This is a genomic window from Sandarakinorhabdus sp. (genome assembly GCF_051860625.1).
Taxonomy (GTDB): domain Bacteria; phylum Pseudomonadota; class Alphaproteobacteria; order Sphingomonadales; family Sphingomonadaceae; genus Sandarakinorhabdus.
Genome location: NZ_JBHYDQ010000006.1, coordinates 1 through 24867 on the forward strand (window position 1 = coordinate 1; position 24867 = coordinate 24867).

At 65.9% G+C, this 24867-nt stretch carries 16 protein-coding genes; 12 read left to right on the forward strand and 4 right to left on the reverse strand.

Going from position 1 to position 24867, the window contains the following annotated elements:
- Positions 1–79: 79 nt before the first annotated feature.
- The 4 genes from ACTIEZ_RS07100 (at position 80) to ACTIEZ_RS07115 (ending at position 11464) form a co-directional block, all read left to right on the forward strand.
- Complete coding sequence (locus tag ACTIEZ_RS07100; protein WP_439545968.1) at positions 80–8473, forward strand: autotransporter-associated beta strand repeat-containing protein; 8394 nt, start codon at positions 80–82, stop codon at positions 8471–8473.
- A gap of 161 nt (positions 8474–8634) precedes the next feature.
- Positions 8635–9654, forward strand: a complete 1020-nt coding sequence (locus tag ACTIEZ_RS07105) for a threonine aldolase family protein (protein WP_439545969.1) — start codon at positions 8635–8637, stop codon at positions 9652–9654.
- The gene (locus tag ACTIEZ_RS07110) at positions 9654–10574 is read left to right on the forward strand and encodes a DMT family transporter (RefSeq protein ID WP_439545970.1); all 921 of its coding nucleotides are present in this window, start codon (positions 9654–9656) and stop codon (positions 10572–10574) included. Before ACTIEZ_RS07105 ends, ACTIEZ_RS07110 begins: the two co-directional genes overlap by 1 nt.
- 80 nt (positions 10575–10654) lie before the next feature.
- Complete coding sequence (locus ACTIEZ_RS07115; protein ID WP_439545971.1) at positions 10655–11464, forward strand: universal stress protein; 810 nt, start codon at positions 10655–10657, stop codon at positions 11462–11464.
- Positions 11465–11468: 4 nt separating this feature from the next.
- On the opposite strand, the gene ACTIEZ_RS07120 is transcribed toward ACTIEZ_RS07115, so the two are convergent.
- The 3 genes from ACTIEZ_RS07120 to ACTIEZ_RS07130 are packed head-to-tail and all read right to left on the reverse strand — an operon-like array spanning position 11469 to position 15765.
- Positions 11469–13748, reverse strand: coding sequence for a xanthine dehydrogenase family protein molybdopterin-binding subunit (locus tag ACTIEZ_RS07120; RefSeq protein WP_439545972.1), 2280 nt, complete (start codon positions 13746–13748; stop codon positions 11469–11471).
- Positions 13745–14551: an SDR family NAD(P)-dependent oxidoreductase gene (locus ACTIEZ_RS07125; RefSeq protein WP_439545973.1), complete on the reverse strand. Its 807-nt coding sequence runs from the start codon at positions 14549–14551 to the stop codon at positions 13745–13747. The genes ACTIEZ_RS07120 and ACTIEZ_RS07125 overlap by 4 nt, the downstream gene beginning before the upstream one ends.
- Positions 14552–14583: 32 nt before the next feature.
- Entirely contained in the window at positions 14584–15765 is a 1182-nt protein-coding gene (locus ACTIEZ_RS07130; protein WP_439545974.1) for a M48 family metalloprotease, read from the reverse strand.
- Positions 15766–15858: 93 nt separating this feature from the next.
- Between ACTIEZ_RS07130 and ACTIEZ_RS07135 the strand changes: the two genes are divergently transcribed.
- From ACTIEZ_RS07135 to ACTIEZ_RS07165, 7 genes are read left to right on the forward strand one after another with little or no spacing between them, the layout of a single operon-like run.
- The gene (locus ACTIEZ_RS07135; protein WP_439545975.1) at positions 15859–16410 is read left to right on the forward strand and encodes a TetR/AcrR family transcriptional regulator; all 552 of its coding nucleotides are present in this window, start codon (positions 15859–15861) and stop codon (positions 16408–16410) included.
- A gap of 13 nt (positions 16411–16423) precedes the next feature.
- Positions 16424–17314 carry a phytanoyl-CoA dioxygenase family protein gene (locus ACTIEZ_RS07140; protein WP_439545976.1) on the forward strand — a complete coding sequence of 297 codons (891 nt, stop codon included), beginning with the start codon at positions 16424–16426 and terminating at the stop codon, positions 17312–17314.
- 55 nt (positions 17315–17369) lie between these two features.
- Complete coding sequence (gene pepN / locus ACTIEZ_RS07145) at positions 17370–19937, forward strand: aminopeptidase N (protein ID WP_439546125.1); 2568 nt, start codon at positions 17370–17372, stop codon at positions 19935–19937.
- On the forward strand, positions 19934–20848 hold the full coding sequence (locus ACTIEZ_RS07150) for a histone deacetylase family protein (RefSeq protein ID WP_439545977.1): 915 nt from the start codon (positions 19934–19936) through the stop codon (positions 20846–20848). Before pepN ends, ACTIEZ_RS07150 begins: the two co-directional genes overlap by 4 nt.
- Positions 20849–20888: 40 nt before the next feature.
- On the forward strand, positions 20889–21479 hold the full coding sequence (locus ACTIEZ_RS07155) for an RNA polymerase sigma factor (protein ID WP_439545978.1): 591 nt from the start codon (positions 20889–20891) through the stop codon (positions 21477–21479).
- On the forward strand, positions 21476–21946 hold the full coding sequence (locus ACTIEZ_RS07160; protein WP_439545979.1) for a hypothetical protein: 471 nt from the start codon (positions 21476–21478) through the stop codon (positions 21944–21946). Before ACTIEZ_RS07155 ends, ACTIEZ_RS07160 begins: the two co-directional genes overlap by 4 nt.
- Positions 21943–22491, forward strand: coding sequence for a periplasmic heavy metal sensor (locus ACTIEZ_RS07165; RefSeq protein ID WP_439545980.1), 549 nt, complete (start codon positions 21943–21945; stop codon positions 22489–22491). Before ACTIEZ_RS07160 ends, ACTIEZ_RS07165 begins: the two co-directional genes overlap by 4 nt.
- A 25-nt stretch (positions 22492–22516) precedes the next feature.
- Here ACTIEZ_RS07165 and ACTIEZ_RS07170 read toward each other — a convergent pair whose 3' ends face one another.
- Positions 22517–23380, reverse strand: a complete 864-nt coding sequence (locus tag ACTIEZ_RS07170) for a D-amino-acid transaminase (protein WP_439545981.1) — start codon at positions 23378–23380, stop codon at positions 22517–22519.
- Positions 23381–23467: 87 nt separating this feature from the next.
- On the opposite strand from ACTIEZ_RS07170, the gene ACTIEZ_RS07175 reads away from it, so the two are divergent.
- A complete protein-coding gene (locus ACTIEZ_RS07175; protein WP_439545982.1) occupies positions 23468–24859 on the forward strand; it encodes a cryptochrome/photolyase family protein in 1392 nt (463 codons plus the stop codon).
- The last annotated feature ends 8 nt before the right edge of the window (positions 24860–24867 follow it).

Consider the following 24867-nt stretch of genomic DNA (forward strand, 5'->3'; position numbering starts at 1 on the left):
CGGTAGACTGACTGTTGCCAACGTGGGCCAAGCGACGATGTTGGCGGCGGGTACAAACGGCCTTGTACTAAACAACGATGTGCGTTTATTCCCGGACAGCAACCTTATCGTCGAAAGTGGTCCAGGCAGCTTCACGCTGGCCGGCGTGATCAGCGACGGTGGCGGCCTGACCAAGATCCAGGACGGCACGCTGATCCTCAACGGCGCCAGCAGCTTCACCGGCGGCACGGCGCTGAATTTCGGCACTATTCAGGTTGGTACCAACACCGCGTTGGGCACTGGTACGCTGGCGATGGCGGATGCCACGACGTTGCGTTCCGGTGCGGCCAATCTGGCGCTGGCCAATGCCATCACCACAGCGGGTGTCGGCACCATCGACACGCAGGCCTTCACCTTCACGCTGGATGGCCCGATCAGCGGGCCCGGTTCGATCAGCAAGATCGGCGGCGGTACCCTGATGCTGAACGGCAACAACAGCTACGGCGGCGGCACCGCGCTGACCAGTGGTACCATCCAGGTCGGCACCAGCACGGCACTGGGCGGCGGCCAGTTGACGATGACCGGCGGCACCTTCCTGGTGGCCGGTGCGAACGGTCTTTCGCTCGCCAACGGCATCACCACGCTGGGTGCGGGCACGTTCGACACGCAGGGCTTCACCTTCACGCTGAACGGCGTGATCGGTGGTGGCGGTTCGATCACCAAGATCGGCTCGGGCGATCTGGTGCTGAACGGCGGCAACAGCGTCGGCGGCGGCAGCTTCATCAACGCCGGCACGGTGACGGTGGGCAATGACAATGCCTTTGGCAGCGGCCTCGTCACGATGGCCAGCGGCACGGTGCTGTCCAACAACACCAACAATCTGGTGATCGGCAACAGCTTCAACATCGGCAATGTCGAGGTCGCCACCGGCGGCAACGTCTTCACGATTAACGGCACCATCAACGGCGGCGGCCTGCTGACCAAGACCGGCAGCGGCACGCTGATCCTCAACGGCGCCAACGGTTATGGCGGCGGCACGGCGCTCACCGATGGCACGATCCAGATCGGCAACAGCGGCGCGCTGGGTGCGGGCCAGCTCACCATGTCGGCAGCCACATTCCTGGTGGCGGGCGTGGATGGCCTGACGGTCGGCAACGGCATCACCACGCTGGGTGACGGCACCATCGACACCCAGGATTTCACCTTCACGCTGAACGGCTCCATCGATGGCGGCGGTTCGATCATCAAGATCGGCGGCGGCAATCTGGTGCTGAATGCCGCCAATGGCTTCGGCGGCGGCAGCTTCATCACCGCGGGTACGGTGACGGTGGGCAGCAACACGGCGCTGGGCAGCGGCCTGGTGACCATGTCCGACGGAACGGTGCTGGCCAACAACACCGACAATCTGGTGGTCGCCAACACGTTCGAGATCGGCAATGTCGAGATCGCCACCGGCGGCAACACCTTTACCCTGACCGGTGTGGTCAACGGCGGTGGCCTGCTGACCAAGACCGGCGACGGCAATCTGATCCTGTCGGGTGTGAACAGCTACACTGGCGGCACCAACCTGACGGCTGGGTCGCTGACGGTCACCAACAACGCCTCGATCGGCACCGGCGCGTTGACCACGACGGGTGGCACGACGCTGATCGTCGGCGCGGCGACGGGCGTGAACACGGCGGTGACGCTGGCCAATGCGGTGTCGCTGGGTGCGGGGACGACGTCGGTCAACCTGCAGGGCATGTCGCTGATCTTCAACAACGATGCCTCGATTGTCACGGACGGCGCAGCGCTGACCCTGAACGGTTTTGTGAGCGGCGACGGCGCGCTGGCGACCGGCAGCTTCGGCACGCTGACGTTGAATGGCAACAACAGCTATGCGGGCGGCACGCTGATCAACACGCGCAGTGTGGTCTATGTCGGCTCGGACACCGCGGTCGGCACTGGCACGGTGACGATGGGCGGCGCGACGGGCCTTTACAACATCAGCGGCGACACGCGCACGCTGGCCAACAGCTTCGTGCTGAACGGCGGCAGCTGGCTGGGCGGCACCAACGCTCTGGTGCTGAACGGCGCCATCAGCGGCGCTGGCTTCATCATCAAGGCCGGCAGCGAGACGCTGACCTTGAATGGCGCCAACAGCTACACTGGCACGACGCAGCTGCGGGCCGGCCGGATCACGGCGGGCACCAATACGGCGATGGGCACCGGCGATCTGCGGGTGTTCAACACCGGCCTTGCCACCACCTTGGCGGCCGGGACGAATGGCTTGGTGCTGGCCAACAATGTGACGCTGGATGCCGCGAGCAACCTGATTGTCGAAAGCGGCGCGGGCAATCTCACGCTGGCTGGCGTGATCAGCGGCGATGGCGCGCTGACCAAGGCCCAGGACGGCACGTTGATCCTCAACGGCAACAGCAGCTTCACCGGCGGCACGGCGCTGAATGTCGGCACCATCCAGGTCGGCAGCAACACGGCGCTGGGCACTGGCACGCTGGCGATGGCCGGCGGCACGACGCTGCGCTCTGGCGCGGCGGATCTGGCGCTGGCCAATGCCGTCACCACCGCGGGTGTCGGCACCATCGATACGCAGGGCTTCACCTTCACGCTGAACGGCGTGATCGGTGGTGCCGGCTCGATCAGCAAGACCGGCGGCGGCAATCTGGTGCTGAATGGCGCCAATGGCTTCACTGGCGGCAGCAACATCACTGCCGGCACGGTAACGGTTGGCAACAACACCGCCTTCGGCACCGGCCTGGCGACGATGGCCGATGGCACCACGCTGGCCAACAACGCCAACGATCTGGTGGTCGGCAACGCGTTCAGCATCGGCAATGTGACGGTTGCAACTGGCGGCAACAGCTTCACGCTGGGCGGTGTGGTCAATGGCGCTGGCCTGCTGACCAAGACCGGTGGCGGCAATCTGGTGCTGAATGGCGCCAATGGCTTCACGGGCGGCAGCAACATCACTGCCGGCACGGTGACGGTTGGCAACAACACCGCCTTCGGCACCGGCCTGGTGACGATGGCCAACGGCACCACGCTGGCCAACAACGCCAACGATCTGGTGATCGGTAACGCGTTCAGCATCGGCAATGTGACGGTTGCGACTGGCGGCAACAGCTTCACGCTGGGCGGCGTGGTGAACGGCGCTGGCCTGCTGACCAAGACCGGCAGCGGCACGCTGGTGCTGAACGGCGCCAATGGCTTCACGGGTGGCACGGCGCTGAACGTCGGCACGATCCAGGTTGGCAGCAACACGGCGCTTGGCCTTGGCGGCTTGGTGATGGCGGATGTGACCACGTTGCAGGCTGGCGCGAGTGGCCTGACGCTGGCGAACAACATCACCACGGTTGGCGTGGGCAGCGTCGACACGCTGGGCTTCAACCTCACGCTGGATGGCGTGATCGGTGGCGATGGCTCGATCAACAAGATCGGCGGCGGTACGTTGGTGCTGAGCGGCAGCAACACCTACATCGGTGGCACCACGCTGAACGTCGGCACGATCCAGATTGGCAGCAACACGGCGCTTGGCCTTGGCGGCTTGGTGATGGCGGATGCGACCACGTTGCTGGCGGGCGCGGGCGGCCTGACGGTGGTGAACAACATCACCACGGCGGGCGTCGGCACCATCAACACGCAAGGCGTCAACTTCACGCTGGGCGGCGTGATTGGCGGCGCCGGCTCGGTCACCAAGATCGGTGGCGGCACGCTGGTGCTGAATGGCAGCAACAGCTACACTGGCGGCAGCTTCATCAACCTCGGCACGGTGTCGATCGGCACCAGCAGCGCCTTCGGTTCCGGCCTGGTGACGCTGGCCAGCGGTACCACGCTGACGCCGAACGTCGCCGGCCTGACGCTGACCAACAGCTTCAACATCGGCAATGTGACGCTTAACACTGGTGGTTTCGACGTCTCGTTGAACGGCATCGTCGGCGGCACGGGCCTGTTGACCATGACGGGTGGCGGCAGCATCTTCCTGAACGGCGCCAACACCTATAGCGGCGGCACGGTGCTGACCTCTGGCACATTGTCCCTTGGCAACAGCGGTGCATTGGGCACCGGCCAGTTGACGCTGCTCGACTCCACCTCCCTGGTGGCAGGTGCGAACAACCTGACAATCAACAACAATATCAGCACGCTTGGCCAGAGCATATTCAACACCCAGGGCTTCACCATCAACTATAATGGTGTGATCGCTGGCGCGGGTGGCTTTACCAAGATCGGCGCGGGCAATTTGGTGCTGAACGGCGCCAACCTGTTCACCGGCGGCAGCTTCATCAATGCCGGCTCGGTCACGGTGGGCAACAACCTGGCGTTCGGTTCCGGCTTGGTCACGCTGGGCAATGGCACGTCGGTGTCCAGTTCGCTCGCCAGCCTGCTGCTGAACAATGCGTTCAATATCGGCAACGTCACCTTCAATACCGCCACCAGCACGTTCGCGCTGGGCGGGACGGTGAACGGCACCGGCCTGTTGACCAAGAGCGGCAGCGGCCTGCTCGTGCTCAATGGCGCCAATGGCTATACCGGCGGCACCGCGCTGAACGCCGGCACCATCCAGCTCGGCAACAGCCTGGCGCTGGGTACGAACCTGCTGACCATGGCCGACGCCACGTCGCTGCAGGCCGGCGTTGATGGTCTTGCGCTGGCCAATGCCATCACGGTGGTGGGTCAGAGCATCTTCGACACCCAGGGCTTCAGCTTCGCGCTTGATGGTCTGATTGGCGGCGCTGGTTCGGTGATCAAGATCGGCGGCGGCAACCTGCTGCTGAGCGGCGCCAATTCCTTTACGGGCGGCAGCTTCATCAACGCCGGGACGGTGACGGTGGGCAACAATCTCGCGTTCGGCACCGGTCTGGTGTCGATGCTGGATGGCACGACGCTGGCCACCACGATCAACAATCTGATCCTGGCCAACGCCTTCAACATCGGCAATGTCACCTTCGCCACCGGTGCCAACAACTTCACGGTCACCGGTGCGATCTCTGGCGCTGGCCAGTTGACCAAGACCGGCAGCGGCACCCTGGCACTGAACGGTGCCAACAGCTTCACCGGCGGTACTGTCCTCGCCGCCGGTGCGCTGACGGTGAACAGCAATGGCGCGCTGGGTGCCGGGCAGATGACGATCGGTGACGGCGCGTCGCTGGTGGCGGCTGCCGATGCGTTGGTTGTCGCCAACAACATCACCACGCTGGGTCTCGGCTCCATTGACACGCAGGGCTTCACCTTCACGCTTGGCGGTGTGGTCAATGGCGCCGGTTCGATCACCAAGATCGGCAGCGGCAATCTGGTGCTGAACGGCGCCAACAGCTTCGCCGGCGGCAGCTTCATCAACGCCGGCACGGTGACGGTGGGCAGCAACACGGCGCTGGGCAGCGGCCTGGTGACGATGGCCAGCGGCACCACGCTCGCCAACAATGCCAATAATCTGGTGGTCGGTAACGGCTTCAGCATCGGCAATGTGACGGTGGCCACGGGCAGCAACAACTTCACCCTGTCGGGTGTCGTGAACGGTGCCGGCCTGCTGACCAAGACCGGCAGCGGCAATCTCGTGCTGTCCGGCAACAATGGCTACACCGGCGGCACGTCGCTGACCGCGGGCACCATCACGGTGACCACCAACACGGCGTTGGGCACCGGCACCTTCACGATGGCGGGCGGCACCACCCTGGCGGCTGGCGCCAACAATCTGGTGCTGGCCAACAACATCGTGGTGAATGGCGCAGCCTTGATCAGCACCGGCGTGAACAACTTCACCTTGAACGGCACCATCTCGGGCGAAGGTTCGATCACCAAGAACTCGGGCAATCTGGTGCTGAATGGTGGCAACAGCTTCACCGGCGGCACGTTTGTCAACGTCGGCCAGATCACTGCGGGCGCCAACACCGCCTTCGGCTCGGGCTTGGTCACGATGGCCAATGGCACGACGCTGGGCAACAGCGCCAACAATCTGGTGGTCGCCAACAACTTCAGCATCGGCAACACCACCGTTGCCACCGGCGCCAACATCTTCACGTTGAGCGGCGTGGTGGCTGGGGCCGGTGAGTTGACCAAGGTTGACAGCGGCACCCTGGTGCTGAACGGGGCCAATCTCTTCACCGGTGGCACAGCGCTTGAGGCTGGTACCATCGTTGTCGGCAACAACAGCGCTCTGGGTATGGCCGGACTCACGATGGCGGGCGGCACCACCTTGCAGGCTGGCGCAGCCAATCTGCAGGTGGGCAACAGCATCGCCATTGCCAATGGCGGCACGGTTGACGTGAACGGCCAGATGTTTGGCCTGGGCGGTGTGATCTCGGGTGCTGGCGCATTGTCGGTGATCGGCAGCCAGTCGGCGCCGGGCGCCGCGCTGGTGCTCAGCGGCAGCAACAGCTACGCCGGCGGCACGATCGTCACCGGCACCACGGTGCAGGTCGGGTCCGATGTCAATCTGGGCAACAGCGCGGGTGGCATCACTCTGGCCGGCGGCGGCACGCTGCGCACGATGGCAAGCTTCAACAGTGCGCGGGCCATTGGCCTCGCCACAGGCGGTGGCACCATCGAAACGGCTGCAGGCACCACGCTGGGTTCGACCGGCGGGATCAGTGGCACGACGCTGACCAAGACCGGGGCCGGGACGCTGGCGCTGAACGCGGCTGGCACCTACACCGGCGGCACCAACCTTGATGCCGGCCGGATCACGATCGGCAACAATGCCGCCTTGGGTACCGGCACGCTGACCATGGCCGGCGGTACCACGCTGGCGGCTGGCACAACGGGCCTGACGGTTGGCAACAACATCGTCACGCTGGGCAATGCCAACATCAATGCCGGCGACATGCCATCCGTGTTGACCCTGGGCGGCGTGATCAGCGGTCCTGGCGGCTTCACCAAGCTGGGCACCGGTACGCTGATCCTCAGCGGAGCGAGCACCTACACCGGTGGCACCACCGTGGCGGCCGGCACGCTGAACCTGACCGGTTCGCTGGCATCGGTAGTGACGGTCAACAGTGGTGCAACCCTCGCGGGTAACTTCGCGGTTGGCGGCCTGAACATATTGCCGGGCGGCATCATTTCGCCGGGTGCGCCGGGCGCCCCCGGCACCGGCATTATCAATGTGCCAGGCAATCTGAGCCTGACGGGTGTGTATGCGGTGAACATCACGCCGGCTGGCAGCGATCGCATCACGGCTGGTGGTACGTTGACCCTGGGTGGCACGCTGGCGGTGACGCCGTCGGGCAACTTCACCCAGTTCAACCAGAGCTTCACTGTCGCCAGTGGCGCTTCGCGGGTTGGCACCTTCGGGACCGTTACCGGCCTGGATCAGTTTGGGGCCGCGTTCAATGCAGTGGTGGATTACAGCGCCACTGCAGCGAGCGTCCGCCTGGCGCCGCAGAGCCTGATTACCCTGGGCAACCGCTCCGGCGGCATTTCCGGCAACCAGCTGGAGGTCGCGCAGGCTTTCGACCGGGCCGTGGCGTCGGGCTATAATCCGCAGGCGTTCTTCAATGTCTATGCGGGTGGCACGGCTCTGCCGCAGACCTTGCGCCAGATGTCGGGTGAACAGCGTGCGACCGAACGTCGAGTGGTACTGGACACCAACCGCGTCTTCCGGGAGTCGGCGCTTGATCGTCTGAACGGGGGCCTGGCTTCGCTGGGTGGCCAGCAAGTGAGCACCAACGATGGTGACCGCACGCTGACCTTCTGGTTGCGTGGGGCCGGCTCGTGGGGCAATGGCCGCACGAGCGGGGCCGCAACCAGGTTCACCACCGAACAGCGCGGCGTGATCTCCGGGATCGATTGGGCCAAGGGCGGCCTGACGGTGGGCAGCATGTTCCATTATACCAGCACCGAGATCGAACATCGGGTGCTGGGCGGCACGTCGAACGTCGAAACGGTCGGCGGCACGGTCTATGCCGGTTATCGTCAGGATGGCGGTGTGGTGGTGAACGCTGGTGTCAGCATCGCCAGTGCCCGCACCAACGGCAGCCGCATCATCAGCCAGCCGAGCTTTGCGCAAACGCTGGCGGGCCGCAGCAACGGCACCACCTTCCAGACCTTTGGTGAAATCGGCTTCGATCTGGCCAAGTCGGCCGACACGCGGATCGAGCCGTTCGCCCGCATCACGCATGTGAAGGCTGATATGGGTGCGCTGGCCGAAACCGGCGGCGTGGCCGCACTGGCTGCTGGCAAGCAGCGCTATGACATCACGATTACCAACCTGGGTGCCCGCATCGGTGGCCGGGTGGCTGACGGCAAGCTAGCCCTGAATGCCGCGGCGTCGTGGCAGAATACGGGTGGTGACCGCGATGCGGCAACGGTGATCGGCATTGCGGCGGTTGGCCAGAACGGCCTCATTCGCTCGGTGCAGATCGATCGCGATGCGCTATCGCTGCAGGCTGATGCCGGTATGAACCTGTCGGACACGGTCCGCTTCAGCCTTGGCTATTCGGGTCTGATCGGCAAACGCAACAATGATCATGGCGGCCGCGCCACCCTCAACTTCGCTTTCTGATCGCGAAGCCAGCAGGGCAAACCACGGACAGCGGCGGCCTCTCTCGGGAGGCCGCCGCTGCCATTTTGACGGCCTGAATTGGGTTGCGCTCGCAGGCTGCGACACCGCACAATGCGTTGGCGGCATTGACCAGGCAGCATCGCCATCCCTATCGAGGCGTCATGAAGCAGCTCGCCAATTTCATGTCCGACAATGCCGCCGCGCCCTGCCCGGAGCTATTGGCAGCGATGGCTGCAGCGGCGCCGGCGCAAACCGCTGGTTATGACAGCGATGATTGGTCCAGCCGGCTGGATTTGCTGTTTGCCGGCCTGTTCGGGCGACCCTGCGCCGTGTTGCCGGTGGCGACCGGAACAGCAGCCAATGCGCTGGCGCTGGCCTGCCTGGTGCCGCCCTGGGGCGCGGTTGCCTGCCATACCGAGGCGCATATCCAGGTCGATGAATGCGGCGCACCGGAATTCTTCACCGGCGGCGCCAAGTTGCTGCTGTGCCCTGGCGATCATGGCAAGCTGACGCCGCCCGGCATCAATGCAGCGTTGGCCAGCCATCGCGGCGATGTGCACCAGGTGCAGATGGCGGCGCTGTCGATCACCCAGGCGACCGAGTGCGGCACCGTCTATCGCCCCAATGAGGTGGCCGCCCTGGCCGCGCACGCCCGCGCGCAGGGCTGGCGCCTTCATATGGACGGCGCGCGCTTTGCCAATGCCGTGGCCTATCTGGGCGGCGATGCTGCGGCGCTGGTCGCCGATGTCGATGCGCTCAGCTTTGGCTGCATCAAGAATGGCGGCCTGTCTGCCGAAGCCATCGTGCTGTTCGATACCAGCCTTGCGGATCAGTTGCGCTGGCGGCGCAAGCGGGCCGGGCAAATGCCTTCGAAAGGCCGCTTCAACGCAGCACAGATCATCGCGATGGTGGAAGACGGCGTGTGGCTGCGCAATGCCGCCGCCGCCAATGCCGGCGCGCAGGTGCTGGCTGCTGCTGCTGCCGATCGCCTATTGTACCCGGTGGAAGCCAATGAAGTGTTTGTGCAACTGGCGCCGGGCGAAGCGGACCGGCTGCGCGCGCAGGGTTTCCTGTTTTATGATTGGGGCGCGGCCGGATCAAATGAAGCCCGTCTGGTGGTGAGTTGGGATACGCCGGCCGCAGCGGTCGAGCGCCTGGCGGCGGCGTTGGCGGCCGGTTGATGGCCAGCAGCGCGGTGCCGGCACCAGCCGGCCGTTTCACACCGCAGGCGTGGGGCGCCTTCATTGGCTGCACCTTGATCTGGGGGTGCACATGGTTCGTCATCCGCACGCAATTGGGTGACGTGCCAGCGAGCTGGTCAGTCACCTGGCGGTTCGTGCTGGGCGCGCTGGTGATGTTCGGGCTGTGCATCGTGCGGCGCAAATCGCTGCGGTTGACGGCGCGGCAGCATGGCTTTGCGTTGCTGGTAGCGGTCAGCCAGTTCGTGCTAAATTTCAATCTGGTCTATCGCGCCGAACAATATCTCACCTCCGGGTTGGTCAGCCTGACCTTTGCCTTCCTGCTGGTCAGCAACACGTTGCTGGCGGCGGTGTTTCTGGGTGCGCGGGTGACGGGGCGCTTCCTGCTGGGCAGCGGCATCGGCCTGGCCGGCGTCGGGCTGTTGTTTGCGCCGGACCTTGCCCGGCCGGACAGCAGCCAGATGGGGCTGGGTCTGGCACTGGCCTTTGGCGGCGTGCTGGCGGCCAGCATCGCCAATGTGTTGCAGGCAACCAATTTTGGCCGGGCCATGCCGCTGGAGGCGGGGATCGCCTGGGCGATGGCGTGGGGTGCGCTGATGGACGGCGTGTTGGCCTGGACGCTGGAAGGGCCGCCGGTGATCTCGCTTGATCCCATCTATCTGGCGGGGCTGGCCTATCTGGGCATTGTCGCTTCGGCGGTGGCGTTCAGCCTTTATTATGTGCTGATCCGCACCGTGGGGCCGGGCCCGGCCGCGTGGAACGGCGTGGTGGTGCCGGTGGTGGCGATGACGCTTTCGACATTCCTTGAGGACTGGCAGTGGACCGGCACGGCGGTGTCCGGCGTTGCGCTGGCGCTGTTCGGCCTCGCCATCGCGCTGACCGCCAAGGCGCGAAACGCGTAACCTTCCTTAGGGGAAGGCCCCGATACCCCCTGGCTGCGCATTTTGTGATAAAGATGGCGTCCAGTTTGGGGAGAGACGCGATGAAGACGATCCTGGTGCATATTGAAGGCGACGACGGGCAGGAGTCCCGGTTGAACGCGGCGTTCGATCTGGCACGCGCCACCGGCGGCCATCTGCTTTGCCTGTCGGTGATGCCTTATGCGGCCTATGCGTTGGGTGATCCGGGCATGGGCGCGTTTCCGATCACCACGCTGATCGATGCCGTCGAAGCGCGCCGCAAGGAAGAGCGGGTTGCCGTCGAAGCCCGGCTGGTGCGCGAAGGCGTAAGCTGGGAATGGGCCGCAGCCGATGGCGATGCCAGTGACCGGTTGGTCGAACAAGCGCGGCTGGCCGACGTGGTGGTGATGAGCGCCGGGCCGTTTGCGCGGCAGGGGGCCATGCAATTGGGTGTGACCGGTGACGTCGCCATCCGGGCGCCGGCGCCGGTGTTGGCGGTACCAGCCGGCGCTGCGGGTGTGAATGTGGCCGGGCCGGCGCTGGTGTGCTGGGATGGCGGGCAGGAGGCCGCAAATGCAATGCGTTGGGCGTTGCCCCTGCTGCGGTTGGCGCAGAATGTGACGCTGCTGACCGTGGCGGAGAAGGACACGCCTTACACGGCGCGGGCCGCGGCCGCCTTCCTGTCACGGCACGGGGTGCATGCCGAAGTCGTCGAGCGTAGCGGCGATGGCGCCAGTGTCGAACAGGTGATCCGCAGCGTGGCGGCCGAACGCGAGGTGGCGTGGATCGTGCAGGGTGCCTATGGCCACAGCCGCATGCGCCAGATGCTGTTTGGCGGCGTGACGCGCGGGCTGCTGGCCGACGCGCCGGTGCCGATCCTGATGGGGCATTAATCTCTTACGCAGCCCGGTCCAGCCCGAAATTCTGCGCCAGCCGCCACAATTTTTCGGGCGTGGCGGGCATTTCCACCTGCTGGCCGTCCAAGGCATCGATGATGGCGTTCATCACCGAAGGCATGGCGCCGATGGTGCCAGCCTCTCCGCAGCCCTTCACGCCCAGCGGGTTAGTGGGGGATGGCGTGTTGAGCGTTTCGAAAGCGACTGCCGATGGCATCACGTCGGCGCGCGGAATGCCATAGTCCATGAAGCTGCCGGTGATGAGCTGGCCGGCATCGTCATAGACGATATTTTCCAGCACGGCCTGGCCCAGCCCTTGCGCGATGCCGCCGTGGATCTGGCCTTCGACCAGCATTGGATTCACCAGCACGCCGAAATCATCGACGATGCTGTAGCGGGTGACGGCGACCATGCCGGTGTCGGGGTCCAGCTCCACTTCGGCGATGTGACAGCCGTTGGGGAAGGTGGGGGCAGGCTTGCCCTCCTTGGTCTGGTAGCGGCTGCGGCCATCCAGAGCGCCCGGATGGCGGGCGGCGAGTTCGGCCCACGAAGCCGTCGCATTGCTGGCGCGGGCGCGGAACAGGCCATCGGCATAATCGACCTCGCTGCCCAGATCGGCGCTGGCCAGATCGGCGCCGCGCGCGATCATGTCGTCGGCGCATTGCAGCACGGCGCCGCCACCAAATGCCATCGATCGCGAACCGCCGGTGCCGCCGCCGACATCCATGCGATCGCTGTCACCCTGAACGATGCGGATCTGGTCCATTTCGATGCCCAGCCGCGCGGCCAGCACCTGCGCGTACACGGTTTCGTGGCCCTGGCCGTTGGATTGGGTGCCCACCGCCATTTCGATCAGGCCGTCGGCGGCCACGCGCACATCGGCATGTTCCTCGGTGCCACCGCCGCCAGCGATCTCCACATAATAGGCCATGCCGCGGCCCAGACGCATGCCGCGGCGCAGCGCTTCGGTCTGGCGGGCGGCGAAGCCGTCCCAATCGGCCACGACCTTGGCGCGTTCCAGCACCGCCGGGAAATTGCCGACATCATAGGTAAGGCCAAGGCCATTGGCGTGCGGCAGTTCGGCTGGCGTCAGCAGGTTCCGTGCGCGTATTTCGTCCACGCCAATGCCGATGTCGCGGGCGGCGGCCTCGATCAGCCGCTCCATGATATAGGCCGATTCCGGGCGACCGGCGCCGCGATAGGCATCAACCGGCGCCGTGTTGGTGACGACGCCGTGCACCAGATTGTGGATATGCGGGATGCGATACACGCCGCCCATGATGCGGCCGCCGGCCATGGTCTGGATGGCCGGGCCGAACTGCGCCTGATAGGCGCCAAGATCGGACCAGGTTTCCACCTGCAGGGCGAGGATCTTGCCATCGGCATCCAGCGCCAGCGCCGCGTCGCTGACCATAGCGCGGCCATGGGTGTCGGTCTGGAACGCATCGGAGCGCTCACCGGTCCATTTCACCGGACGGCCGAGCGCGCGGGCAGCGTGCAGCACCAGCGCATATTCCGGATAGAGGAAGCTCTTCATGCCGAAGCCGCCGCCGACGTCATGAGTGACGACGCGCACCTGTTCGGTGGGCACTTTCAGGATGGCCTTGGCCAGTTCGCGCCGCATCGACACGACGCCCTGGCTGCCGGTGGTCAGGGTGAAGCCGGCGCCGTCTTCATATTCACCGAGCGCGGCGCGCACCTCCATGGACGCTGGGGCGACACGATTCTGCACGATGCGCAGGCGGGTGACATGAGCAGCGCCGGCGGCCGCGGCGGCAGCAGCGTCGCCATCGCCGACCTGCCAGTCGAACAGGCTGTTGGAGGCGGCATCGGACCAGATCTTTGGTGCGCCCGGCGCAATCGCATCGTCCATGCTGGCGACAACCGGCAGTTCTTCATAATCGACCCACACGGCCTCGGCGCCGGCACGCGCGGCTTCGCGGGTTTCGGCGACGATGAAGGCAACGCCATCGCCAACGAACCGCACCCGATCATCCGCCAGCAGAACGCGCGGGGTTTTCACATCGCCCGACAACGGCACGAGGCAGGGGATCGGGCCATATTCGGCGACATCGGCGTGGGTATAGACGGCGAGCACGCCGGGCACGTCGAGCGCGGCCGATATGTCGATGCTCTTGATCTCGGCATGGGCATAAGGGCTGCGCAGCGTGACGCCATAGAGCATGCCGGGCCGGGCGAGATCATCGGTGTAGGTCCCCAAGCCGGTGAGCAGGCGCGCATCCTCGACGCGGAGCGTGGATTGACCGGTGCCGAACTTCATGAGCGCATTTCCTTCAGACAAGCCTGCAAACCGGCATGATAATCGGGGTAAAGCAGTGATACGCCAAGCTGCCTTTTCATGCGGCCGTTGGCCACACGCCGACATTCGGCGTAAAAGGCGCGGCCCATGGGCGAGAGCGTGGCTTCGGCCAATGATTGCAGCGGCGCGGGTTCCTGCCCTAGCATCCGTGCAGCAGCGGCGGTGACCGCTTCGCCGGGCGCGGGCAGATCGTCGGCAATGTTATACAGGCCGGGTGCACCGCCATGCATGCTGGCGCGCACGGCGGCTGCAATATCATCGACATGGATGCGACTGAAGACATGGCCTGGTTTGTCGATGCGCGCGACGGGTCCGGCGCGCAGCCGATCGAGGGCGCTGCGGCCGGGGCCATAAATGCCGGGCAGGCGGAACACGCGCGATTGCGGGTGCAGCGCCTCCCATTGCTCATCCGCCAGGTTGCGCCCGGCGCGGCGGCCCTGACGCGGGGAGGCTTCGTCGACCCAGGCGCCGCCGGCATCGCCATAAACGCCGGTGGAGGAGAGATAGCCAATCCAGCGCGCCGGCGCGCGGGCCAGGGCATCGCCGTGCGCCGCCAGCACCGGGTCGCTGCCGTCAACGGCGGGCGGGACGGATGAGAGGATATGCGTGGCACCAGCGATGACGCCGGGCAGATCAGGGCTGTCGAGGGTCAGCACATCCGGGCCGGGGCGCGAGCGGACTGCGGTGATGGCAAAGCCGGCTGCGCGCGCAGCATCGGCGATATAACCGGCACTGTAGCCGAGACCGAGGATGAGCAGGTGCATGGCCCGTGTGTAGCCGCTCCGGCCGCAGGTGCCTAGCGCACGTCTGCCTCGCCGGCATACTCCGCCTTCCAGCGCATGGCGGTCAGCACGCGGGTGTGGCCGCTGGGGTGGTCGAAGAAGAGAGTTTCCTCCCACGGTCCGGGCTCGATCTTGCGATATTGCGAGAGCTTCATGGCGATGCGGGCAAAGCCATCCGGCGCGCGGGCGACATTGAGCCCGAACATGTCAGCTTCTTGCTCCTGCACGCGGATCAGCGTGTTGGTGGCCGGCGTTGCCACGAAGAATACCGCCGACAACATGATCATCAGCGCCGGCAGCACGCCGGGATCGGCCATGCCGTCGATGCCCCAGCGGGTGCCGAAACGCGCCAGCAACCACGGTGTGCCGAGCGCAACCAGGCCGAAACTGATCGCGATGATCAGCGTGAAGGTGATGATGATTTTCCAGATATGATTGAGCACATAATGGCCGAGTTCATGCGCCATCACCGCGCGGATTTCGTGAAGGTCCTGCTTCATCAGATTGTCGTTCAAGGCGATGCGCGTGGTGCCGAACAGGCCGGCGACATTGGCCGAGATGCGATCCGATTGGCGGCTGGCATCGACCAGATAGACGTTGGTGGCCGGCACGCCATTGGCGCGGGCCATTTTCAGCACTTCGGCCTTCACCGGGCCATCGGGCAGCGGTTTGTAATCGTTGAACAAGGGCTCGATATAGATCGGCGCCAGGGTGATCGCGATGACCATGCCGGTGATGACCAGACCGGTACCGCCCACCCACCAACTGCGCGGGAATCGGCGGATGACAGCATGCACGCCCATCCATAACAGCCCGGCGATGATCGTGTTGATGGCGATGGCAATCGCAGCCTCGCCGGCCCACGCACCAAAATCCTGATTGGACAGGCCATAATCATGTTCGCGCACGAAATCGGTGTAGATGCCGAACGGCAGGGTCAGCACCGTGACCAGCAGCAGATAGGGCACGGCAAACAATAAGGCAGCCAATGCAGGGCCGGCCTTGCTGCGCGCCCAACGCGATAGCCGCGCCGCCCAACCCAGGCGCAGCACGATCAAATTGGCGATCACGGTGACCAGAAAATCCCACAGGATCAGCCAGTAACCGCCTTCGAAATAGGCGTCCGACTTGGCGCGCGCTGCGCCGCTGAGGGTGGCCATATAGGCCTGCGTTGCGAGTTCTGCGTCAAATGTCATGGAAGCCTCCCGTCGCTTCTGTATTGCACAGGCAACACAGTGGAGCAAGAGGGGCTTGCAAGCGAACATAACGCTCGTTATGTAACACTTGTTATGCCGCGAATCGCTGATCATGACCGCCGCCGCCAGCATCTGGCCGCCACCGCCGCCGGGGTGATTGCGCGCAGCGGATTGGCTGGGGCGTCCATGCGCGATGTGGCGGCCGCCGGCGGCGTGACCACGGGCGCTGTCACCCATTATTTTCCCGGCCGCACCGCGTTGATCGCCGCGGCATATGACCAGGTGATGGGCAAGTTGGCCGAGCGGCTGGATGGCCCGGAACATCCGGATTTGCGGGACACGGCGGCCTTGGCCGGCATGCTGGCGCAGTTTCTGCCGCATGATGCCGAAACCCAGGCCGAATGGCGGGTGTGGCTGGCGTTTTCGGCCGAGGCGCTGGTTGATCCGGCGCTCGCGGCCCGCCACCGGGCGCATTATGCGGGGGTTCTGGCGACGATTGCAGCCGAACTGGGCGGTGCGGTGCAGGCCGATCTGCTGGTCGCGATCATCGATGGTCTCGCCATCCGCATCTTGCTCGAACCCGATGATTGGCCGCGCGACCGGGTGCTCGCCACCCTGGCGGCGGCGCTGCCCATTTTTACCTGAAAGGACCTGACCCATGCCAATGGTTGAACATTTCGCGGCCGATGCTGACCCGGCGGCGATCATGGCGGCCTTGCGCCGCGATGGTGCCATCATCATCGATGGCCTGCTGCCTGATGCCGAGATGGCAGCCCTGGCCGACGAGATTGCGCCCTGGCTGGCCGCCACGCCCGATGGTCGCGATGATTTCACCGGTCACCAGACCACCCGCACCGGTGCGCTGGTGGCGCGCAGCCCCCGCGTTCGGGATCTTGTGATGCATCCCCTGGTCCACACCTTGTGCAATGATCTGCTGAAACCCTATTGCGAACGCTGGCAATTGCATCTCACGCAGGCCATCCGCATCCGGCCCGGCCAGAAGGCGCAGGTCATCCACCGCGACCGCTGGGCGTGGGGGACACATCTCGCACATGTCGAGCCGCAGTTGAACACCATCTGGGCCGTCACTGATTTCACCGCCGAAAATGGCGCCACGCAATTGGTGCCGGGATCACTGGATTGGCCCGATGACCGGGTGGTGCAACCGCATGAGATCGTGCCGGCCGTGATGAAGCGCGGCTCGGTGCTGGTGTACAGCGGCGGGGTTTTCCATGGCGGCGGCGAAAACCGGTCGGCGCATGATCGCATCGGCCTCAACCTCACCTACACGCTGGGCTGGTTGCGGCAGGAGGAAAACCAATATCTGTCCTGCCCGCCGGCAATCGCGCGCAGCCTCGATCCGGCGCTGCAGGCGGTGCTTGGTTATGCGATGGGCAGCTATGCGCTCGGTTATTTCACGCCGCCGCTGCCGCCGGGGCAGGGGCCCGAAGTCGTCAGTCCCCAATGGGTGCTGGGGACCGGCGATGGCCTGACCGGGTTCAACGATGCTGAAATGCTGGCCAGCATGACGGCGCAGGTCCGGGGCTGAGGCCACGCCGAAAATCCGCTTTCCCTTGGCCGCGGACTGACGCAACATCATGGCCATGCAAGATGCCCGCACCAATCCGATGCTCACCGCCGTCCGGCTCGCCGATTACAGCCCGCCAGACTGGCTGGTGCCAGACATCGCGCTGGATTTCCGGCTGGACGCGACGCGCACGGTGGTGACCGCGCGCATGACCGTCGTGCGCAATGGCACGCATGATCGGCCGCTGATGCTGGACGGCCATGGCCTCGAAACCCGCCGCATCGCCCTGAATGGCGAGGCCATTTCGGCGGTGCCCAACAATGATGTGCTGCGCATCGAGATCAGCGGCGATAGCGCCGTGATCGACTCCGAAGTGGTGCTCCACCCGTCGCGCAACACCCGCCTGATGGGGCTTTATGCCAGCGAAGGCCGGCTGGTCACGCAGTGTGAGGCGGAAGGCTTCCGGTCGATCACCTGGTTCCCCGATCGCCCCGATCTATTGTCGCGCTACACCGTCCGGCTGGAGGCGGACAAGGCACTGTATCCGGTGCTGCTGTCGAACGGTGACCGGGGGGATGCAGCCGATCTGCCGGGTGGCCGCCATGAAATAGGCTGGACCGATCCCTGGCCCAAGCCGAGCTATTTGTTCGCACTGGTCGCCGGACAGTTGAGCGCATTGGAGGACGACTTCACCACCATGAGCGGCCGGCAGGTGAAGCTGGCCATCTGGACGGCCGCAGCCGACGTGCCGCGCTGCGCCCATGCCATGGCCGCATTGAAGGCCAGCATGGCATGGGATGAACGCGTCTATGGCTGCGAATATGATCTGGACGAGTTCAACATCGTTGCGGTTGCTGATTTCAACGCCGGCGCGATGGAGAACAAGGGCCTCAACATCTTCAACTCGAAATATATTCTTGCCGACAGCGAGACGGCGACCGACATGGATTTCGATGCGGTTGCCGGCGTGGTGGCGCATGAATATTTCCATAACTGGACCGGCAATCGCGTCACCTGCCGCGACTGGTTCCAACTGTCCCTGAAGGAAGGGTTGACCGTGTTTCGCGATCAGCAATTCTCGGCCGATCAGGGCAGCGCCGCGGTGCGGCGCATCGATGATGTGCGGGCCCTGCGCGCCGTGCAGTTTCCGGAAGATGCCGGCCCGCTGGCGCACCCGATCCGCCCCGATCATTATGTCGAAATCGCCAATTTCTACACCGCGACCATCTACAACAAGGGGGCCGAGGTGATCCGCATGCTGCACAGCATGCTGGGAGTGGACGGCTTCCGGCGCGGCACCGATCTTTATTTCCAGCGCCACGATGGCCAGGCGGTGACCTGCGAGGATTGGTTGCAGGCGATGGAGGCCGCCAATGGCATCGATCTGACGCAGTTCCGCCGCTGGTATGACCAGGCCGGCACGCCGCGCGTATCGGTTGAAACCCGCCAGTCGGGCGCGTCCGTGGAGGTGTTGCTGCGCCAATCAGTGCCGGCAACGCCAGGCCAGCCCGACAAATTGCCGATGCACATGCCGTTCCGGCTGGCGTTGATCGGTCGCGACAGCGGCGCGCGGCTCGGTGACGAGCAGGTGGTGCAACTCCGCGAGGCGGTGACGCATCTGACCTTCGAGGGCATCGGCGAGGCGGTGCTGCCCAGCCTGAACCGCGGTTTTTCGGCGCCAGTGGTGGTGGAGGCGCAACTGGCGCGCACCGATCTGGCGTTCCTGGCCGCCCATGATGACGATCCGTTCGCGCGCTGGGAGGCGTTCCAGCAACTGGCACTGTCGGTGTTGGCCACCGATGATGACCCGGCCGAATTGGTGGCTGCGGTGCGCGGCACGCTGGAGGACCCGACGCTCGATGCGGCGTTCAAGGGCGAAGCTGTGCTGCTGCCGACCGAAAGTTTCATCGGCGACGCCGCCACGCTGGTCGCGGTGGAGGATATCCATCGCCGCCGTGAAGCCGCCCGCTTGGCCATCGCTCAGGGGCTGGAAGCGCTGTGGTGGCAAACTTATGAAGCACATACCGGCGCCGGCACGGCACAGACGCCCGAGGCCAAGGGTGCCCGTAGGCTGGCCAATGTCGCGCTGGCCTATCTGGTGACGGCCGGATCGGATGCCGCGCTGGCGGCCGCCCGCCGCCAATATGATACGGCCGTCACGATGACCGATCGCATGGGTGCGCTGACGGCGCTGGTGAACAGCACATCATCCGAACGCGAGGTGGTGCTGGCGGATTTCCATCGCCGCTTTGCCGGCAACAATGATGTGATCGACAAGTGGTTCGGCGTGCAGGCGCTGGCCAACCGCCCGGATGTGCTGGTGGCGGTCGAACGCCTGTTGAAGCATCCGGATTTCACCATCACCAATCCCAACCGGCTGCGCAGCCTGGTCGGTGCGTTTGCTGCCAACCAGCGCTGGTTCCACGCGGCCGATGGCGAAGGCTATCGCCTGCTGGCCGATCAGTTGATTGCGGTGGATCGCATCAACCCGCAGAGCGCCGCGCGGCTGGCGGTGCCGCTGGGCCGCTGGCGGCGGTTTGATCAGGGCCGCGCCGGGCAGATGCGCGCCGAACTGGAGCGGATCCTGGGAACGGCGGGCATGTCCAAGGATGTGCTGGAAATGGCGTCGCGGGCTCTGGCGTGAGCGGGGAGGCGCTGCCGCTCTTCTTCCACCCCGATTACGCGCCGCCACTGCCGCCGGGCCATCGCTTCCCGATGTCGAAATATGCGCTGCTGCCTGGCGCGCTGGCTGATTTGGGGCAGGCGGTTGAGCGGCTCGACCCGCTCTTGATGGCGCCCGAGTGGCTGAGCGCCGTGCATGACCCCGCCTATGTCGAGGCCGTGCTGGCTGCCGCCGTGCCGCCCGACATCGAACGACGGATCGGCATTCCGGTCACGGCGGCGGTGGCCCATCGCACGCGGCTGGTGGCTGGTGGCACCCATGCTGCCGCCTGGCATGCGCTGGCGCATGGTTGGGCGGCCAACGGCGCCGGCGGCAGCCACCATGCCGGGCCTGAAGGCGGCGCCGGCTATTGCGTGACCAACGATCTCGCCATCGCGGCAAATCGGCTCGTTGCGGAAGGCGCGGTGACGCGCATCCTGATCGTCGATTGCGACGTGCACCAGGGCGATGGCACTGCGCGCATCATGGCCGGGCGGGAGGATATCATCACGCTGTCCATCCACGCCGCGAAGAATTTCCCGGTGCGCAAGGCGCAGTCGCATCAGGATATCGAATTGTCCGATGGCACCGGCGATGCCGACTATCTCGCCGCGCTGGAGCCAGTGCTGCTGGCGCTGCTCGCCCGCCATCGCCCGCAATTGGTGCTGTATCAGGCCGGCGTTGATCCCCACCGCGATGATCGGTTGGGGCGGCTGGCGCTGAGCGATGCCGGGTTGGCGGCGCGCGAGGCGTTGGTGGTGCGGGCGTGCCGGCAGGCCGGGGCGGCGCTGGCGGTGACTCTGGGCGGGGGCTATGCTGATCCCCCCGTGGCTGCGGCGCGCCACGCCGCCGTGCTGGCGGCAAGCTGGCGGGCCTGGCTGGCCGCTGCGTGAGGGATTGGGGCGTACACCGACGTAACAGGGGCAGATGAAGATGGACGTGCCCGCTCCTGGCTCAAGCAGTGCCTCTGGCTCCGTCGCCCAGACTCTGGCGACAGCGCTGATGCTGCGCGTGGCGCAAGGCGATGCCGCAGCCTTCACGCAACTGGTGCGCCTGCTGGAACGGATGGCGCTGGGCCTGGCCTGGCGCACGCTGAATGATCGCACCGAGGCCGAAGATGCCTGCCAGCAGGCATTCTCGCGGCTGTGGACGGAGGCGGCGCGCTTTGATCCGGCGCGCGGCAATGTCGAAGCCTGGTTTCGGCGCATCCTCGTCAATCTGTGCCTCGATCGGCGCCGCGCCATCCGGCCGGTGCAGTCGATCGACACGGTTTATGATCTGGCCGATCCCGCGCCCGACCCGGAAGCCCAGGCGATTGCCAACGATCAGCAGCTACGGCTCGCTGTGGCCATGGCCCGGCTCAATCCGCGCCAGCGCCTGGCGCTCAGCCTGTTTCATGGCGAGGGCCATTCCATGGCCGAGATCGCCGAGCAAATGGATACCACCGCCAAGGCTGTCGAGGGATTGCTCGGCCGCGCCCGTAATGAATTGCGAACCATGATGAACGAAAGCCTGAAGCCGTGACGGCCCTGACCCCCGAAACCGCAAGCGCCATCTTGGCCAGCCATGGCGCCGATCCGGTGCGCTGGCCGGCCGAGCATCGCGCCGCGCTGTTGGCGCTGGCTGCCAGCGATGCTGCCGTGGCCGCGGCTCTGGTCGAAGCGCAGAGGCTGGACGCCATGCTGGCGGATTGGGCCGCTGCGCCGGCGCCGCTGGCCGGCATCGATGCGGCCGCCATCGCCGCCCTGCCGCAGCAGCGCCCGGCGCCGCCGCAACGTGCCACGGGCTGGCGCCCGGCGCTGCTCGCCGCCAGCCTTGCGCTGGTGGTGGCCGTGGGCGGCTGGCTTGGTTTTGCCGATCAGTTCACGGCGCAACCGCAAACCCGGATTGTCATTGCTGCGCCGCCGTCGGCCGGCGTGGTGGCAGGCGAGGCCGATCTGGTCTTTGCCTATGTGTTCACGCCGACGGCTGCCGAGGAAGACCTGATATGACCCCCAAGTTGCTGGTACTGGCGGCTTTGCTCGCCGCTGCTCCGGCGTTGGCCCAGCCGGCGCCGCCCCCATCGCCGGCCGCCCCCGCCGCCGGACAATATGGCGGCGGTCACGCCGGCATGGCCGGCCGCCACCATGGCCGCGGTGATCGCATGTTCCCATCCATGAGCGAAGCCGGCCGCGCCACCATGCGTGAAGCCATGATGGCCGGCGGCGACCGCCGGGCAGAGCGCGCCAAGATCGAAGCCGCCCGCGAAAAGATGCTGGCTGCACTCGATGCCGATCGCTTCGATGCCGGCGCGGTCAAGCGTGCCATGGACGAAGAGCGTGCTCTGGCCGAAGCCACCAAGCAGGACCGCCAGGCGGCGATGCTGGCGGCATTTGGCAAGCTGAGCGTGGCCGATCGCAAGGCGTTCGTTGCCGACAGCCGTGCCGTGAAGACCCGGATGCAGCAGCGCATGCAAGGCTGGCGGGATCGCATGCAGGAGCGTCGTGGTGCGCCGCCGGCCCCGCCCGCGCCGCCGACCATGGACAATGCATTCTAAAGCTGCCGATATCCGCAGCCGATACTCAGGCCCGCCAGCCCGTCTGGCGGGCCACTTCGTTCCAGACCAGCTCGGCCAGCCGGTGCGTGACCGGCCCTGGTTTGCCACCGGCCACAGCTTCGCCATTTATGGCCACCACCGGCAGGATCAGCGCGGTGGTGGACGTGAGGAAAGCTTCATCAGCGTCGCGCGCTTCGGCCAGCGTGAAGGCGCGTTCCTCCACCACCATCTGCGCCTCGCGCGCCATCCGGATGAGGCTGTCGCGGGCGATGCCGGGCAGGATGTGGGTGCCGGTGGGGTGGGTGATGATGCGGCCATCCTTGACGATCCACGCATTGGTGCTGCTGCCTTCGCGCACCTCACTGCCAGCGACCAGCCAGGCTTCGAAAGCGCCGGCCTCGCGTGCCGCCTGTTTGGCGAGCACGTTGGGCAGCAGACCGGTGGTCTTGATATCGACCCGGCCCCAGCGATCATCGGCTCGCGTGATTACCTTGATGCCGCTGCCAAGCTGGCGCACACGCTGCGCGAAATCGAAACGGCGCACCGTCATCACCAGATTGGCCGGCGCGCCCTGCGGAAAGGCGTGGTCGCGGCGCGCGGTGCCGCGCGAGATCTGGATATAGAGCAGACATTCGCGATGGCCATTGCGGGCGATCAGCCGGCGGGCCTGCAGGCCAAGCGGGCCATCGGCCGTGGCAAGCGTGATCCCCAGTTCGGCCAGATTGCGGCGCAGGCGAACCAGATGCGGCTGCCAATCCAGAATCTGGCCGTTCAGCACGGCGCACACTTCGTAGATGGCATCGCCGAACTGGGTGCCGCGATCCTCGACATGCAGGGTCGCGCTGGCCAGCGGCAGGATTTGCCCGTTCACATAGGCCAGTTGCGGCATGATGAAGCTTCTCCGAGACAAGGATCGTGACTTGAATGGGATGAGGCCCTAGCGGCTGGCGCTCCCGTCTGTCGAGAGGCTGCGCCAATGACTCCCCAGCTCGTCTGGTTTCGCAACGATCTGCGCCTGGCCGATCATCCGGCCCTGATTGCCGCGGCGGCGCGTGGCCCGGTGGCGGCACTCTATGTGCTGGATGATGAGACGCCCGGTGCGTTCGGTTCGGGCTGGGCGATGGGCGCGGCGCAGCGCTGGTGGCTGCACCACAGCCTGGCCAGCCTGGCGCGCGACATTGCGGCGCGGGGCGGGCGGCTGATCCTGCGTCGCGGCCGGGCGGGGCCGATCGTGCAGGGATTGGCGATGGATCTGGGGGCACAGGTGCACACGCTGGTGCATCATGAGCCGTGGGCGCACACCCAGGGCGATGAGGCTGGCACGGTCACGCGCCATCTCGGCGTGACCCTGGCGACGCCGGATAGTGTGCGCAGCGGCACCGGTGGGCGCTATAGGATCTTCACGCCGTGGTGGAAGAAGCTGCTGGAGCAGATGCCGCCGCCCCGCCCGCTTGCCGTGCCGGAATTGCGCTGGGCCGATGTGGGACATGTGGCCAGCGATGATCTGGAGGCCTGGGGCCTGCTGCCGGCCAGCCCGGATTGGGCGGGCGGATTTCGTGACTGGCAGCCGGGTGAGGCCGGCGCGGCGGCACGGCTGGCGGATTTCGCCAAGCGGGCGGCGCGTTACGACGACACGCGCAACCTGCCAGCGTTGGAGGGCACATCGCGTCTGTCGCCGCATCTGGCGCTGGCCGAGGTGTCGCCCAACACCGCCTGGCATGTGATTGCCGATGCAGTTGGGGAGGCGGTGGCCGAGCCCTATCTGCGCGAACTGGGCTGGCGGGATTTCGGCGCCAACATCATCGATCAATTCCCCGATCATGGCGACGCACCGGGCCGCGACGTGTTCAATCGCTTCCCGTTCCGCGATGATCCGGCGGGCTGGCGGGCGTGGCAGCGCGGGCAGACCGGCTATCCGATCGTCGATGCCGGCATGCGGCAGATGTGGGCGACCGGCTGGATGCACAACCGGGTACGGATGATCACCGCCAGCTTCCTGGTGAAGCATCAGTTGATCGACTGGCGGGCTGGCGAGCGCTTCTTCTGGGACTGTCTGGTCGATGCGGATTATGGCAGCAACAGCCTGGGTTGGCAGTGGGTGATGGGATCGGGGGTCGATAGCTCGCCGTTCAATCGGGTGTTTGCGCCGGTGGGGCAGAGCGAGAAGTTCGGCGCAGCGGACTATATCCGACGCTGGGTGCCGGAACTGGCCGGGCTGCCCGATGCGATGATCCATGCACCATGGCAGGCCGGCGTGGGGTTGATCAGGGCCGGGGTGAAACTGGGGCGGGATTATCCGCACCCCGTGGTGGGGCATGAGGAGGGGCGGGCGCGGGCGTTGGCGGCGTGGGCGCGTGTGAAGGGGTAAGGACCCAC